Here is a 15,801-nt window from a genome sequence, read left to right on the forward strand (position 1 = left end):
CTCGACTTGCATGTATTAGGCACGCCGCCAGCGTTCGTCCTGAGCCAGGATCAAACTCTCCGATAAAGTAGTTTGACTGACTACGCACATCGCTGTGCGATTTATTTAAAACTTTGAATTAACAGGTGCGTTTTGTCTTGTTTAGTTTTCAAAGAACTTTTTTCACTTCTCTCGAAGCGACCTCTTAATCATAACATTTTTAGTTTGCTAGGTCAATACTTTTTTAAAAAATATTTTCGCTAGGCTTGCCTTTCTATTAAAAAGACAACAAAAATGATTATATCAGCATCATCACTATGTGTCAAAGCTTTTTTTCATTTCTTTATATAGTAAAAGCGCAGCTGTAACAGGCTGCGCTTTTACGTTTATACTTCTTCCGTTTCTTCCGGCTCTTCTTCATTCTTTTCCACAAGCGCCACAGTGGCTACATGCTCTTGATCAGACATGCGGATCAGACGGACGCCTTGTGTTACGCGTCCCGTAGTGGAAATATCATTAATATCCATTCTGATTAACACGCCGCTTGCCGTAATAATCATTAAGTCCTCTTCGCCTTTTGTTGCTTTCACGGTTACTAACGGACCGTTGCTGTCAGTGATTTTACATGTTTTAAGGCCTTTTCCGCCCCGGCTTTGAACTCTGTATTCTGAAGCAGGTGTGCGTTTGCCGTAGCCGTTTTCTGTCACTATGAGGACGTGGGAGTCTTCTTCAAGAATCTCCATGCCTACAACGACATCATCGTCTGTCAGCGTGATGCCTTTAACACCCGCAGCTGTGCGTCCCATTTGTCTTACATCTTCTTCAGGGAAACGGATCAGCAAACCGTTCTTCGTTCCGATGATGATTTGTTTCTTGCCGTCAGTCAGGCGGACGGCCATCAGTTCATCGTCTTCCCGGAGACCTAGGGCAATCAGCCCGTTATTCCGTATATTCGCAAACTGGGACAGTGCCGTACGTTTCGACACCCCTTGTTTGGTCGTAAAGAAGAGGTATTGCTCCTCATCAAACGTGCTGACCGGAATAATGGCATTAATCCATTCGCCTTTTTCAACTTCCAGAAGGTTAATAATCGGAATGCCTTTTGCCGTACGGCCGTATTCAGGGATTTCATATCCTTTAGAACGGTATACCTTCCCTTTATTAGAGAAGAACAGGATCGTATCGTGCGTTGATGTGGAAATTAAGTGTTCCACAAAGTCATCTTCATTCGTTCCCATTCCCTGTACGCCTTTTCCGCCCCGTTTTTGGCTGCGGTATGTGGACGCCGGGAGACGTTTAACATAGCCGTTATGGGTCAGTGTGATGACGATATTTTCTCTCTCGATAAGATCTTCATCTTCAATTGTTTCAAGACCGGACGTCACGATTTCAGTGCGTCTCTCATCATTGAAACGCTCTTTGATTTCATTGAGCTCTTCACGGATGATCTCAAGAACTCTTTCTTCATTGGCTAAAATATCTTTCAGCTCGGCGATAAGCGCAACAAGTGATTGATATTCCTCTTCAATCTTTTCGCGCTCCAGACCGGTTAATCGCTGAAGGCGCATATCCAGAATGGCTTGCGCTTGTTTTTCAGTCAGTGAGAATTGTTCGATCAAACCTGTTCTCGCAATTTCAGCCGTCTGGGAACTGCGGATAAGAGAAATAACAGCATCTAAATGATCGAGAGCGATTCTTAAACCTTCCAGAATGTGAGCTCTCGCTTCCGCTTTGCGAAGTTCGTAAGCCGTTCTGCGCCGGATCACAATCTTTTGGTGATCAAGATAATGCTCCAGACATTGTTTCAGGCTTAGTACCTTCGGCTGTCCGTCAACGAGCGCCAGCAGGTTGATTCCGAAAGACGTCTGCAGGGCCGTTTGTTTGTACAGGTTATTCAAAATGACGTGAGCATTGGCGTCACGGCGGATCTCAATGACGATTCTCATTCCGTTACGGTCGGATTCGTCACGCAGATCGGTAATTCCTTCGATTTTTTTGTCCCGGACAAGATCTGCGATTTTTTCAATTAATCTCGCTTTGTTCACCTGATAAGGAAGTTCTGTGACAATAATTCTTTCTTTTCCCGATGATGTCTCTTCGATTTCAGCCTTAGCCCGGATTGTGATGGATCCCCGTCCGGATTCATATGCCTTGCGGATGCCGCTCCGGCCCAAAATCTGACCTGCAGTCGGAAAATCCGGGCCCGGGATGTATTCCATCAGCTCCTGGTTTGTAATCTCAGGATTCTCACTTACGGCAAGCACGCCTTCAATGACTTCCCCAAGCTGATGCGGAGGAATATTTGTCGCCATTCCGACCGCAATACCGGCAGCTCCGTTTACGAGCAGATTCGGAAATCTCGAAGGCATGACGACAGGTTCTCTTTCTGCGCCGTCATAGTTATCTTGATAATCAATCGTATCTTTCGTAATGTCCCGGAGGATTTCCATTGCGATTTTTGACATTCTCGCTTCTGTGTAACGCATCGCGGCCGCTGAGTCGCCGTCAACCGAACCGAAGTTGCCGTGTCCGTCAACAAGCATGTAGCGGTAGTTAAAATCCTGCGCCATTCTGACCATTGATTCGTAAACCGCTGAGTCACCGTGCGGGTGGTACTTACCGATAACTTCACCGACGATACGGGCAGATTTTTTATATGGTTTGTCACTGGTCATGCCTAAATCATTCATTGCGTACAAAATCCGTCTGTGAACCGGCTTCAGACCGTCACGCACATCCGGAAGCGCCCGGGATACGATAACGCTCATTGCATAGTCCAGGAAGGATGTCCGCATTTCCTGACTGATATTGACTTCACGTACTTGTGGTGTGTTTTGTTCACTCATTAAAAAAACCTCCCTGAAGTATCACATGAAATAATGTGGGAGTAGATTGTCCATTATGATCTTCAATACGATTTCACTATTCTCCATTATATCAATAAACTTGTGTTTATACACATTAATTTAGTAGAATATACGGGTTTTGCGGGTTTTCAGAGGCTTTAGAAGCCGCTTTGAGAAAAAAGCCTTATTTCTTAACGAAAATAAGGCTTTCTTGGTTAAATATCAAGATTTTTCACGTATCTGGCGTTTGCTTCTATGAAGTTTCTCCGCGGTTCTACTTTGTCACCCATCAGCATTTCAAAAGTCTCGTCAGCGTCCATTGCATCTTCAAGATTAACTTGCAGAAGCGTTCTGGTCGCAGGGTCCATTGTCGTTTCCCAAAGCTGAGTCGCGTTCATTTCTCCAAGACCTTTATAACGCTGGAGGCCGGGCTTAGGTGATTGCGGAAGTTCTTTTAACAGCTCATCAAGCTGCTTATCGTTATAAGCGTATTCCACCCGTTTTCCCTGCTGCACTTTATAAAGCGGCGGCTGGGCAATGTAGACATAGCCGTTTTCGATGATTTCCCGCATGTATCTGTAGAAGAACGTTAATAAAAGCGTTCTGATGTGGGCGCCGTCAACATCGGCATCCGTCATGATGACCACTTTATGATAACGCGCTTTTTCAAGATTAAAATCTTCTCCGATTCCTGTTCCGAGGGCCGTGATCATTGATCTGACCTCATTGTTTGAGAGAATCTTATCAAGTCTGGCTTTCTCAACGTTCAGAATCTTACCGCGCAGCGGCAGAATGGCTTGGAAATGACGGTCCCGTCCCTGTTTCGCTGATCCGCCCGCAGAGTCACCCTCTACGATATACAGCTCGGAAATGCTCGGATCTTTAGAAGAACAGTCCGCCAGTTTGCCCGGCAGATTGGAAATCTCAAGCGCACTTTTGCGCCGGGTCAATTCCCGCGCTTTTTTCGCTGCCATCCGCGCTCTTGCGGCCATTAAACCTTTTTCAACGATTTTGCGGGCTGAGTCCGGATTTTCAAGAAGGAATGTTTCCAGCGCAGAAGAAAACAGCGTATCAGTGATCGTTCTCGCTTCGGAGTTGCCGAGCTTCGTTTTCGTCTGCCCTTCGAATTGCGGATCAGGGTGCTTAATTGAAATAATGGCAGTCAGCCCTTCTCTCACATCATCCCCGCTTAAATTCGGATCATTTTCTTTGAAAATCCCTTTTCTTCTTGCATAGTCGTTTATGACACGGGTCAGACCGGTTTTAAATCCGGCTTCGTGCGTGCCGCCTTCGTATGTGTTGATATTATTTGTGAAAGAATAAATATTGCTTGTATAGCTGTCGTTGTATTGCAATGCAACTTCAACCGTTATGCCGTCTTTCTCGCCTTCGATATAAATCGGCTCTTCATGAACGACTTCTTTGGAACGGTTTAAGTACTCAACATAGCTTTTGATTCCGCCTTCGTAGTGGTACTCGTTTTTCCGTTCTTGTCCTTCACGTTTGTCTTCAATCGTGATGTTTACGCCTTTTGTCAGGAAGGCCAATTCCCGGACACGGTTTGAAAGCAGGTCATAGTCGTATTCGGTTGTTTCTTTGAAAATTTCCGGATCCGGAACGAAGTGCGTAATCGTTCCGGTCTTATCAGTATCACCGATTACTTCAAGATCGGCCACAGGTACACCGCGCTCGTACGCCTGATAGTGGATTTTTCCATCACGATGAACCGTAACATCAAGAGTAGTCGACAAGGCGTTTACGACAGACGCCCCTACACCGTGAAGACCGCCGGATACTTTATATCCGCTTCCGTCAAATTTACCGCCGGCGTGGAGAACGGTCATGATGACTTCAACCGCAGGGCGGCCCATCTTCTCCTGGATACCGACCGGAATTCCGCGCCCGTTGTCCTTAACGGTAATGCTGTTATCTTTTTCAATCTCGATGTTAATATCTGTACAATAACCGGCCAGGGCTTCGTCAATACTGTTGTCGACGATTTCCCACACCAAGTGGTGAAGGCCTTTGCTGTTAGTTGATCCGATGTACATCCCCGGTCTCTTTCGAACAGCTTCCAAACCTTCTAATACCTGTATCTGATTCTCATCATAACTATTTTGCTGCTGTTCCATAGCCATGCACATTCACCTACACTTTTCTTAAACGATATATTCATTGTAAAGATCCGCTAAGAATCTATTTCTAACATAAATTGCGCACGTTTCTTCAGTGTGCCGGAAGATAAGGGAGAGTAATATATATTCTCAGTCGTGACTACGATAGACTTTGGCGTGCCGTTTACGGACGGCACTACTTTTTCTTTCTGTCTGTCCAGAAATTCTTCAACGATCGGCGATACATTGACCTTGCAGTCAAAAATGCCGACGATATCGCGTGTTGAAACGACAAAGTCGTCACCTAAATGAATATACAATCGCTCACCTCATTTCTTCACTTCACTAACGTACCGTTTTCCACACGGAACATTCCTGCTTGATGTAAGGTATCGTGGTCAATGCCATCCACGCTTGTCGTGGTGACAAATGTCTGCACACGGCCTTGGATCGTATGAAGCAAATGGGACTGTCGGTAATCATCCAGCTCGCTTAGTACATCATCCAAAAGTAAAATGGGGTATTCTCCGATTTCTTCATGAATCAAATCTATTTCGGCCAGCTTCAAAGACAAAGCCGTCGTACGCTGCTGTCCCTGTGAACCGTACGTCTGCACATCGCGTCCGTTCACATAAAAAAGGACATCATCCCGATGCGGTCCGAATAATGTGACGCCTCGTTCTATTTCTTTTTCTTTTAATTTCGAAAAAGACTCCTGGTAGCTGTTACCTATTTTCGACAAATCTTTGGGATCTGATACATCAAGCGCCGTGTGATACTTAAGCGTCAGTTCTTCAAGTCCCCGGGAAATGCCGGAATGGATCGGCTGCGCCCATTTTTCAAGCTGCGCCGTAAACTGCAGACGTTTGGCGACAACTTTTGCGGCTGCTTCAATCAGCTGATCAGTGAGAACGTCAAGCATAGTCCGGTCAGTCTGTTTCCGGCTTTGCAGCTGTTTCAGAAAATGATTCCGCTGTGAAAGGATTTTTTGATAAAGAGATAAATCATACAGATAAACGGCAGAAACCTGCCCGATCTCCATATCGAGAAATCTCCTCCTCACCTGAGGGCTTCCTTTGACGAGATTTAAATCCTCAGGGGCAAACATAATGGTGTTCAGCGCTCCGACATACTGACTGAGTTTTTGCTGCTCTATATGATTGACCTTGCCCTTTTTACCTTTTTTGGAGATGACAAGCTGCATCGGGATGTCCCCGTTACGCTTCATCACTCTTCCTTCTATTTTAGCATAGTCTTCGTCCCACCGTATAAGTTCTTTGTCATTTGAGGTGCGGTGTGATTTTGCCATCGAAAGGACATAGATGGCTTCCATCAGATTGGTTTTGCCTTGGGCATTTTCCCCGATGATCACATTCACCTTGTTTTCGAATTGAAGCTCAGCGCGCTCATAATTACGGTAGGATGTTAATTCTAAATTTTGGATATACAACCGCTGTCACCCGCTTTAATTGACGACTTGAAATGAACCAAATCCTTCAATCGCGACCACGTCTCCAACGTAAAGCTTTCTGCCGCGGCGATTGTCAGGTTCATTGTTGACAGTCACCTCATGCTCGCTCAGAAACCACTTCGCCATGCCGCCGGACTGAATCACATCGGCTAATTTTAAAAACTGGCCAAGCGTAATCATTTCTGTATCAATCGAAATCGGATTTGCCATATTATCGACCTCTTTCAAATATCACTAATATCTAATTGTACTAAAAAATCCTGAAATAAGGAAAGGGAAAACTTGAGGGAGCGGCTGATGAATAGAAAAGCTGCCGAACTAAGCCGGCAGCACATTCTGTTTGATTAATACGTTCTGACCGGAAGGATGAGCTGAACGATGGTTTCATCATTCGGCGTACGGATAAGAAACGGTCTCATCGCTCCCGTAAAGCTGATACGGATGTCCGCTCCTTCAAGTACTTTCAGTGCGTCCATCATATATTTTGGACTGAATGAAATATTTAATTCCTCGCCGTCAATCTGGTCAGCCAGCACAGCTTCGACCACTTTCCCGATTTCCGGAGAATTTGATGAAATCTCCAGCGAATCCGCCGGTTTGGCAGAAAGCTTTACAACGTTGTTTCGGCCTTCTCTCGCCAATAAAGAAGCACGGTCTATCGCCTGTAAAAATTCCTTCGTGTTCACGACGATTTCCGTTTTGCTTTCCTGCGGAATTAAGCTGGTCGTGTCCGGATAGTTTCCGTCAAGCAATCTTGAGAAGAACAATACGTTTTTCGCTTTGAACAGAACTTGAGTTTCTGTAATGACGATATCAACCAGTTCTTGGTTGTCATCAAGAATTTTGCTCAGCTCGGTTAAGCTTTTCCCGGGAATGACCACGTTATAAGAGCTGTCTTCCGGAATATCAAGCTTCGCCTTTCTTAAAGCGAGTCGGTGGCTATCCGTGGCAGTGCATAATAATTCACCGTTTTCGACTTTCCAGTTTACACCTGTCAAGATAGGGCGTGTTTCTGAGGCGGACACAGCGAACACGGTTTGGCGGATCAGGTTTTTTAAAAGATCCGTCGGAATCTGAATGGCATGATGCTCTTCGATTTGCGGTAGATGCGGATATTCATCTGCATCAAGGCCGTTTAAATTAAATTCGGCTTTTCCGGAACGGATAATCGTTAAATATTGATTTTGAACTTCGATTTCAACAGTCGCCATCGGCAGTTTTTTAACGATTTCACTGAAGAAACGCGCTTGCAGTACGATACTTCCCGGCTGATCGATCGTCACGATTTCTTTATCATCATCTTCTTTCGGAATGAATGACTCGATTGAAATATCAGAGTCACTTCCTGTGAAAGATACACCTTCATCTGAGGCGACGATCTTAATACCAGTGAGAATGGGAATTGTGGTTCTGGATGAAACGGCTTTTAGAACGTCTTGTACACTTTCGACTAAACGATCTTTTTGAATCGTAAATTTCATGTTTATCCTCCTAACGGATAATATAATTAATATATTTTAAAAATAGCAGTAGTAATAGTAGGGCCTGTGGATTTGTGGATAAGTTGTGAAAAAGACAGGAAACACAGCCTATCCACATGTGGACAGACTGTGTATGGCTATGAAAAAGTTATTCACACTTTCCCCGATTCATCCGAGGACACTATTATTTAAGAAGTTCTTTTATTTCTTTCACCTGCTGCTGAAGCTGCTCGTCATCAATCAGCAGTTTTGAAATCTTTTCATGGGCGTGAATGACGGTTGTATGGTCTCTGCCGCCAAATTCTTCCCCGATTTTAGGCAAAGAAGAATCTGTCATTTCTCTTGAAAGATACATCGCGATTTGTCTTGGGAACGCCACGGATTTCGTACGCTTTTTCGCTTTGAAATCTTCAAGCTTAATGTTGAACTGCTGTCCGACAATCCGCTGAATCTCTTTTATCGTAATGACCTTCGGCTTAGAAGACGGAATAATATCTTTCAATGCTTCTGCAGCCAGGTCTGCGTTAATGTCTTTATTGATTAAGGATGAATAGGCGACAACCCGGATTAATGCCCCTTCCAGTTCGCGGATGTTACTGTCAATCTGATTCGCGATGTAAAGCATGACCTCGTTCGGAATATCAAGGCCTTCCGCCTTCGCTTTCTTTCTCAGGATGGCAATCCGCGTTTCCAGATCCGGCGGTGTGATATCCGTAATCAATCCCCATTCGAACCGCGAACGCAGGCGGTCTTCAAGGGTCGGGATCTCTTTCGGCGGTCTGTCGCTGGAAATCACGATTTGTTTGCTTTCTTCATGAAGCGTGTTGAATGTATGGAAAAACTCTTCCTGTGTTTGTTCTTTTCCGGCTAAAAATTGAATATCATCTATCAAAAGTACATCAACGTTCCGGTAGCGGTTGCGGAAATCAACGGCTTTATTATCGCGGATTGAGTTGATGAATTCATTTGTGAATTTTTCAGAAGATAGGTACACCACTTTGGCTGAAGGATTATGATCAATGACATAATGGCCGATCGCGTGCATTAAGTGGGTTTTTCCTAAGCCGACTCCCCCGTATATAAATAAAGGGTTGTACGCTTTAGCGGGTGCTTCCGCCACAGCCAGTGATGCTGCATGGGCGAATCGGTTTCCCGATCCGATGACGAATGTGTCGAATGTATATTTCGGGTTGAGCATGCTTTGGGGAAAATCAGACGGTTCCTCTTTTGCCGCTTTTTTCACTTGCGGTTTCGGTAAAAAGTTTTCTTCGTCCTGATTTTGAGGAATGACAAATTTGACGCTCAATTCTTCCCCGGTTAATTCGTATATGGTATCTGCAATGAGATGTAAGTACCTGGACTCCAGCCAGTCTCTGGCAAATTCATTGGGAGCGGTGATGGTTAAGGTATCCCCTTGCAGCGAATGGGCTTTCGTCGACTTCATCCAAGTTTCGAAACTCGGTTTGCTTAGCTTTTTCTCAATTTGAGCTAGAGCTTGATTCCAAAGATCTAATATATTCTCCATTATCCGGCACAGCCCTCCTTTTCTTTAAAAATCAGCGCCCTTTCCCTGTTATAGAACACAAAAAAAGAGCATATGGCTCTGACCATTCGTACACACGAAATGTTGAAAACATATAGTATAGTAGAAAAACAGCTTTTCGACAAATTCCACAAGTTGTGGACAACAATCTACACAAGCTGTGTAAAAACAATCCACAACTTATCCACAGTTTGTGGATAAAGAGAATGGGCTGGATAAGTAATTAAGAGTTAAAACACAAATATAATATCAAATTAAGCGAGGACTTGCAATGGTTCTCGTAATCTTATCCACAAACCTGACAACTTGTTGAAAAATCTTTGTCCACAGGGGTTAGCAATGTGAAAATGTTGTCGATAACGACTGTGGATATTAAAAAAAGGCAAAAAAATTATCCACATGTCGTTTTTTCGGGGGAGCGCGGCTTTTTTTTGCGTTAAAAAAAGGAATATGAAAAATAAGGTTTCTAAACTGGTTAAGGTATGTTATCCTATTATGGTTGTAAGAAATAAAAGCACTGCTAAAGTTGACAATGAATAGGCAGCACAAATATAATAAGTAAGACTGTCTTTAACAGCTATTCCTCGAGGGAGGTGTCATAAATGAAAAGAACATTCCAACCGAATAACCGTAAACGCAGTAAAGTTCATGGCTTCAGAAGCCGTATGAGTTCAAAAAACGGTCGTCTAGTATTAGCACGCCGTCGCCGCAAAGGCAGAAAAGTATTATCAGCTTAGGCCACTGAATAATGTCAGTGGTCTTTTTTCACATTAAGAGAAAAGTGATGTCATGCGTCGCCCGGTACTGGAGAAATTTCTTCAGTATTCCGGCGGCCCGTTTTTTTTAGATAGAAATAAAAGTTTCTGCGAGTGAATATCGGAGTGAATTAAAGTGAAGAAGCGAAATCGGTTAAAGAAAAATGAAGATTTTCAAAAAGTGTTTAAACGCGGAACGTCTATGGCAAACCGCCAGTTCGTGCTGTATACGCTTGATCAGCCGAAACAGGAAGAGCTCCGGGTAGGGCTTTCTGTCAGTAAAAAAATCGGCAATGCCGTCGTGCGCAATCGGGTGAAGCGGTTAATCAGACAGGCTGTTCAGGAGGAAAAAGAGCTGCTCAAGCCGAAAGATTTTATTATTATCGCAAGAAAACCCGCCGGCGATCTCAGTTTTGAAGAAACGAAAAAGAGTCTGCAGCACTTATTCAGAAAAACCTCATTATATAAGAAATCTTCGTCAAAATAGCTCATATTTTGTTTTCTTCACGTTTTTAAAAGCGCTTCCTTTTATTTGGCGAAAAATGAACGCCATTTGAAACTGAAAGATGCTAAAATACATACAAGGTTCATAAAGATTGGTATAGGAGGAAACGTTCTTGAAAAGGAGAATATGGTTACTACTGAGTATGGTCGGTATGCTCGTGCTGCTGGCCGGGTGCTCGAGTGTGAAAGAGCCGATTACGGCGAATAGTCCGCATTTCTGGGACAAATATGTTGTGTATCCATTGTCAGAAGTCATTACGTACGTAGCGAAACTGACGGGCGATAACTATGGTTTATCGATCATCATCGTTACGATTTTAATTCGTCTGCTGATTCTGCCGCTGATGATCAAGCAGCTTCGAAGCTCAAAAGCAATGCAGGCGCTGCAGCCTGAAATGCAGAAGCTCAGAGAAAAATACAGCTCTAAAGATCAAAAAACGCAGCAGAAGCTTCAGCAGGAAACGATGGCCCTGTTTTCAAAGCACGGGGTAAACCCGCTGGCGGGATGTTTCCCGATCCTGATTCAAATGCCGATTTTGATCGGATTCTACCACGCCATTATGCGTACGCAAGCCATTTCACAGCACAGCTTTTTATGGTTTGACCTAGGAGAGAAGGATCCTTACTATATTCTTCCTATCGTTGCGGGTGTGGCCACTTTTGTCCAGCAGAAGCTGATGATGGCCGGAAATCCGACTCAGAATCCTCAAATGGCAATGATGGTATGGATTATGCCGATCATGATTATCGTATTTGCGATCAACTTCCCGAGCGCGCTTTCTCTGTATTGGGTAGTCGGAAACCTGTTTATGATTGCTCAGACATTCCTTATTAAAGGACCTGACATTAAACACGATCCGGAAACGCAGAAAGCGGGAGGAAAGAAAAAGTGAAGAAGGTGACTGCTGCGGGACGGAATGTCGAAGAAGCAGTTCAATCAGGCCTTCAGGAACTTCAACTGACGAAAGATCAAGTAGAAATAACGGTGGTGCAAGAAGAATATAAAGGGTTTTTGGGTATTTTCGGGAAAAAGAATGCGATCGTAGAACTGGAAGAGAAAAGAAATCCTGTTCAGGAAGCGAAAGCGTATTTGGAAGAAATCATCCATTCCATTGCCGGGCCTTCTGAGATTGTTACGGAAGAAAACAAGAAAACAGTCTGTTTTCACATTAAAGGTGAAAAAGCGGCGCTGCTTATTGGCAAAAGAGGACAAACACTCAATGCCCTGGAAACATTGACGCAGCTTGTTTTGAACCGCGGCTCCGGCCAGTATCGCCAAGCTGTTGTCGACGCTGAGAATTATCGGCGGAAAAGAAGAGAAATTCTGGATCAGCTGGCAAACAGGCTGGCCAAGCAAGTGTCGAAAACGAAAAAAGATGTGCATTTAGAACCGATGCCGTCAGGTGAAAGAAAAATCATCCATGACGCGCTGTCAAAGCATCCAAATATCAAAACATTTTCTACCGGTGAAGGCCGGTACCGCCATCTCGTTATTTCCCATAAAGATAGCAGAAAACCGAAGTCCGGGTAAAATCGGAACTTCGGTTTTTTTATTGGTAAAAATGGCTCTATTCCTAAGCAGAATCGCATTTTTTGCGTTTAAGTTTTTTCTTTTTCGGTCTATGCTGTTGATAAAAAAGGTTTTAGGAAATAAAATTAATTGTTATTCACATGTGGATAAGTTAAAGTAATAAGGGATGAATTTCTGCCTTTGTGGATAACGTATCTTCCACTTCAAACCAAACTATGTTATCTTTTAATTTTGGCGTAAATAAAATTTTTTATATAGATGGAAACAGAGATAAAGAGAGGTGAACAGCATGGATACAATTGCAGCGATTTCAACTCCGATGGGTGAAGGCGCGATCGCGATCGTTCGGCTGAGCGGCCCGGAAGCCGTAAAGATCGCCGACAAAATGTACAAGGGTCCGAAAGGCAAAACGCTCAGTTCGGCAGAATCGCATACCATTCATTACGGGCATATCGCGGACAGCACGACGGGACGGATTATTGAGGAAGTCATGGTGTCTGTTTTAAGAGCGCCCAGAACATTCACAAGGGAAGATGTCATTGAAATCAATTGTCACGGAGGTATTGTGACGGTTAATCAGGTGCTCCAGCTTGCTTTAAGAGAAGGTGCGAGACTGGCAGAACCCGGTGAGTTTACGAAGCGCGCATTTTTAAACGGACGGATTGACCTATCACAGGCGGAAGCGGTGATGGATCTGATCAGGGCCAAAACGGACCGTGCCATGAATGTCGCCATGAACCAGATGGAAGGACGGCTTTCCGCGCTTGTCCGCCGTCTGCGTGATGAGTTGTTAGAAACACTTGCCCATGTTGAGGTTAATATAGATTATCCGGAATATGATGACGTCGAAGAAATGACGCATCAGCTTTTAGTGGAGAAGGCAAGCGGCGTGAAGAAAGAAATCGAGGCGCTGCTCCGTACGTCTGAGCAGGGGAAAATTCTGCGTGAGGGACTGTCTACCGTGATCATCGGCCGTCCGAACGTCGGAAAATCCTCTCTGCTTAACAGCCTTGTCCATGAAACGAAGGCGATCGTAACCGATATTCCGGGAACGACGCGTGATGTGATTGAGGAATATGTCAACGTGCGAGGCGTGCCGCTTCGGCTTGTCGATACCGCGGGAATCCGTGAGACAGAAGACATCGTCGAAAGAATCGGTGTGGAACGGTCACGGCAGGTTCTGAAGGAAGCGGATCTCATTTTGCTTGTGCTTAACCACAGCGAAGAGCTTTCTGAAGAAGATGTGAAATTGTTTGAAGCGGTTGAGGGAATGGACGTCATTGTGATTATGAATAAGACGGACCTTGAGGCTAAGATTGACGCTGAGCGCGTCAAGGAACTGGCGAAAGGCCGGCCTGTCGTCACGACCTCATTGCTGAAAGAAGAAGGCATTCAAGATTTAGAGGAAGCGATTCAGTCGCTATTTTATACAGGAGCGATCGAAAGCGGAGATCTCACCTATGTCAGCAACACCCGTCATATCTCGATTCTGCATCAGGCAAAGCAAGCGATTGATGATGCGCTGAACGGAATTGAACAGGATGTTCCGATTGATATGGTCCAAATTGATTTGACAAGGTGCTGGGAACTGCTGGGCGAAATCATCGGTGATGCCGTCCACGAAAGCTTAATTGATCAGCTCTTTTCACAATTTTGTTTAGGTAAATAAAAGGGAGGAAAAAACCATGGGGTATGAAGCAGGCCAATACGACGTGATTGTCATCGGCGCCGGGCATGCCGGTGTTGAGGCTGCCCTCGCATCCGCGCGCCAGGGAGCCAAAACGCTTGTTTTGACGATTAATCTTGATATGGTTGCGTTTATGCCATGTAATCCGTCTGTCGGCGGCCCCGCGAAAGGGATTGTCGTCCGCGAAATTGACGCGCTCGGCGGAGAAATGGCTAGAAATATAGATAAAACTCATATTCAAATGAGAATGCTGAATACAGGAAAAGGTCCGGCCGTACGGGCGCTGCGTGCGCAGGCGGATAAATTCCAATATCAGCACGAAATGAAGCATACGCTGGAAAAAACACCGAATTTGACACTTCTTCAAGGGATTGCCGAGCGTTTAATCATTGAAGACGGAGAGTGCCGCGGTGTCATTACGCAAACCGGTGCTGAATACAAGGCAAAAACGGTCGTGCTGACAACCGGAACGTATTTAAGAGGGCGGATCATTCTCGGTGATCTGTCTTACTCAAGCGGCCCGAATAACCAGCAGCCGTCTATTAAACTTTCTGAGCACTTAGAGGAGCTCGGTTTTGATCTCGTCCGTTTTAAAACGGGCACGCCTCCTCGTGTCTCAAGCGATTCCATTGATTACAGCAAAACAGAAATCCAGCCGGGGGACCCGGTTCCGCGCGCTTTCTCATATGAAACGGTTGAATACATTACCGATCAGCTGCCTTGCTGGCTGACTTACACGAGTCCTGAGACTCATGAGATCATCGACAGCAACCTGCATCGTTCGCCAATGTATTCCGGTATGATTAAAGGAACGGGACCGAGATACTGCCCTTCGATTGAAGATAAAGTCGTTCGGTTTAATGATAAACCGCGTCATCAGATTTTCCTTGAGCCGGAAGGCAGAAATACGCAGGAAGTATACGTTCAAGGTTTATCCACGAGTCTTCCTGAGGACGTGCAGCAGCGGATGCTGGCGACCATTCCGGGACTGGAAAAGGTGCAGATGATGAGAGCCGGATACGCGATTGAGTATGACGCAATTGTACCGACACAGCTCTGGCCTACACTGGAGACGAAAAAAATCCCTAACCTGTACACAGCCGGTCAAATTAACGGTACATCAGGTTATGAGGAAGCGGCCGGGCAAGGAATTATGGCAGGGATCAACGCAGGCCGCAAAGCGCTTGGAAAAGAAGAAGTGATCCTCAGCCGTTCCGATGCTTATATCGGTGTATTGATTGATGATTTGGTAACGAAAGGAACCAATGAACCGTACCGTCTGCTGACTTCACGGGCGGAATACAGACTGCTGCTCCGTCACGACAACGCGGATCTTCGTCTGACGGAAATCGGCCACGATATCGGCTTAATTTCTGATGAGCGCTATGAAGCGTTTGAGAAGAAAAAAGCGGCGATCGAGGCGGAGAAAAAACGTCTCTGGTCTGTTATTATCAAGCCGTCTCCTGAGAATCAGGAATATATCCGTTCACTCGGCGGAAGCGAGCTGAAAGACGGAGTGCGCGGCACAGATTTAATGAAACGTCCGGAAATGAATTACGAAACAGTGACAAAACTTGCGCCTGCAGATTCTCCGGTTCCGCAAGATGTGGCGGAACAAGTGGAAATTCAGGTGAAATATGAAGGATATATCGAAAAATCCTTGCAGCAAGTGGAAAAGCTGAAGAAAATGGAAAACAAAAAAATCCCTGATCGGATTGATTATGACGCCATTAAAGGAATTGCTACTGAAGCCCGTCAAAAGCTGAAAGAAGTGCGTCCTTTATCAGTTGCTCAAGCGTCCCGTATTTCCGGCGTCAATCCGGCAGACATTTCAATCCTGCTGGTATACCTGGAGCAGGGCCGTATTGCCAAGGTAGCTGAATAGAAAGG

Annotated in this window: 13 protein-coding genes and 1 rRNA gene; 6 read left to right on the forward strand and 8 right to left on the reverse strand. The window is 45.0% G+C overall.

What is annotated here, in order from left to right:
• From OQ477_RS10950 to dnaA, 8 genes are all read right to left on the reverse strand, one after another.
• Window positions 1-66 (reverse strand): 16S ribosomal RNA (locus OQ477_RS10950); the annotation flags it as partial.
• Between the two features lie 299 nt (window positions 67-365).
• On the reverse strand, window positions 366-2,825 hold the full coding sequence (gene gyrA / locus OQ477_RS10955; protein WP_032875298.1) for a DNA gyrase subunit A: 2,460 nt from the start codon (window positions 2,823-2,825) through the stop codon (window positions 366-368).
• Window positions 2,826-3,040: 215 nt separating this feature from the next.
• Window positions 3,041-4,957, reverse strand: coding sequence for a DNA topoisomerase (ATP-hydrolyzing) subunit B (gyrB, locus tag OQ477_RS10960; RefSeq protein ID WP_007409911.1), 1,917 nt, complete (start codon window positions 4,955-4,957; stop codon window positions 3,041-3,043).
• A 56-nt stretch (window positions 4,958-5,013) separates the two neighbouring features.
• Window positions 5,014-5,259, reverse strand: coding sequence for an extracellular matrix regulator RemB (gene remB / locus OQ477_RS10965; protein ID WP_004392908.1), 246 nt, complete (start codon window positions 5,257-5,259; stop codon window positions 5,014-5,016).
• Window positions 5,260-5,276: 17 nt separating this feature from the next.
• A complete protein-coding gene (gene recF, locus OQ477_RS10970; RefSeq protein ID WP_007409910.1) occupies window positions 5,277-6,389 on the reverse strand; it encodes a DNA replication/repair protein RecF in 1,113 nt (370 codons plus the stop codon).
• A 15-nt stretch (window positions 6,390-6,404) separates the two neighbouring features.
• Window positions 6,405-6,620 carry a ribosome maturation protein RlbA gene (gene rlbA / locus OQ477_RS10975; RefSeq protein ID WP_004392910.1) on the reverse strand — a complete coding sequence of 72 codons (216 nt, stop codon included), beginning with the start codon at window positions 6,618-6,620 and terminating at the stop codon, window positions 6,405-6,407.
• Between the two features lie 134 nt (window positions 6,621-6,754).
• Window positions 6,755-7,891 carry a DNA polymerase III subunit beta gene (dnaN, locus tag OQ477_RS10980; RefSeq protein WP_007409909.1) on the reverse strand — a complete coding sequence of 379 codons (1,137 nt, stop codon included), beginning with the start codon at window positions 7,889-7,891 and terminating at the stop codon, window positions 6,755-6,757.
• Between the two features lie 184 nt (window positions 7,892-8,075).
• Window positions 8,076-9,416: a chromosomal replication initiator protein DnaA gene (gene dnaA / locus OQ477_RS10985; RefSeq protein ID WP_007409908.1), complete on the reverse strand. Its 1,341-nt coding sequence runs from the start codon at window positions 9,414-9,416 to the stop codon at window positions 8,076-8,078.
• A gap of 620 nt (window positions 9,417-10,036) precedes the next feature.
• Between dnaA and rpmH the strand changes: the two genes are divergently transcribed.
• The 6 genes from rpmH (at window position 10,037) to mnmG (ending at window position 15,796) form a co-directional block, all read left to right on the forward strand.
• The gene (rpmH, locus tag OQ477_RS10990) at window positions 10,037-10,171 is read left to right on the forward strand and encodes a 50S ribosomal protein L34 (protein ID WP_003178075.1); all 135 of its coding nucleotides are present in this window, start codon (window positions 10,037-10,039) and stop codon (window positions 10,169-10,171) included.
• A 154-nt stretch (window positions 10,172-10,325) separates the two neighbouring features.
• Window positions 10,326-10,676 carry a ribonuclease P protein component gene (gene rnpA, locus OQ477_RS10995; RefSeq protein ID WP_004392944.1) on the forward strand — a complete coding sequence of 117 codons (351 nt, stop codon included), beginning with the start codon at window positions 10,326-10,328 and terminating at the stop codon, window positions 10,674-10,676.
• Between the two features lie 160 nt (window positions 10,677-10,836).
• A complete protein-coding gene (gene spoIIIJ, locus OQ477_RS11000) occupies window positions 10,837-11,586 on the forward strand; it encodes a YidC family membrane integrase SpoIIIJ (RefSeq protein WP_007409906.1) in 750 nt (249 codons plus the stop codon).
• Entirely contained in the window at window positions 11,583-12,224 is a 642-nt protein-coding gene (jag, locus tag OQ477_RS11005) for an RNA-binding cell elongation regulator Jag/EloR (RefSeq protein ID WP_017418434.1), read from the forward strand. The genes spoIIIJ and jag overlap by 4 nt, the downstream gene beginning before the upstream one ends.
• Window positions 12,225-12,513: 289 nt before the next feature.
• The gene (gene mnmE, locus OQ477_RS11010; protein ID WP_007409903.1) at window positions 12,514-13,893 is read left to right on the forward strand and encodes a tRNA uridine-5-carboxymethylaminomethyl(34) synthesis GTPase MnmE; all 1,380 of its coding nucleotides are present in this window, start codon (window positions 12,514-12,516) and stop codon (window positions 13,891-13,893) included.
• Between the two features lie 16 nt (window positions 13,894-13,909).
• Entirely contained in the window at window positions 13,910-15,796 is a 1,887-nt protein-coding gene (gene mnmG, locus OQ477_RS11015) for a tRNA uridine-5-carboxymethylaminomethyl(34) synthesis enzyme MnmG (RefSeq protein ID WP_007615086.1), read from the forward strand.
• Window positions 15,797-15,801: the final 5 nt, after the last annotated feature.

The organism is Bacillus sp. ChL18, assembly GCF_026241425.1.
GTDB classification, from domain to species: Bacteria; Bacillota; Bacilli; order Bacillales; family Bacillaceae; genus Bacillus; species Bacillus velezensis.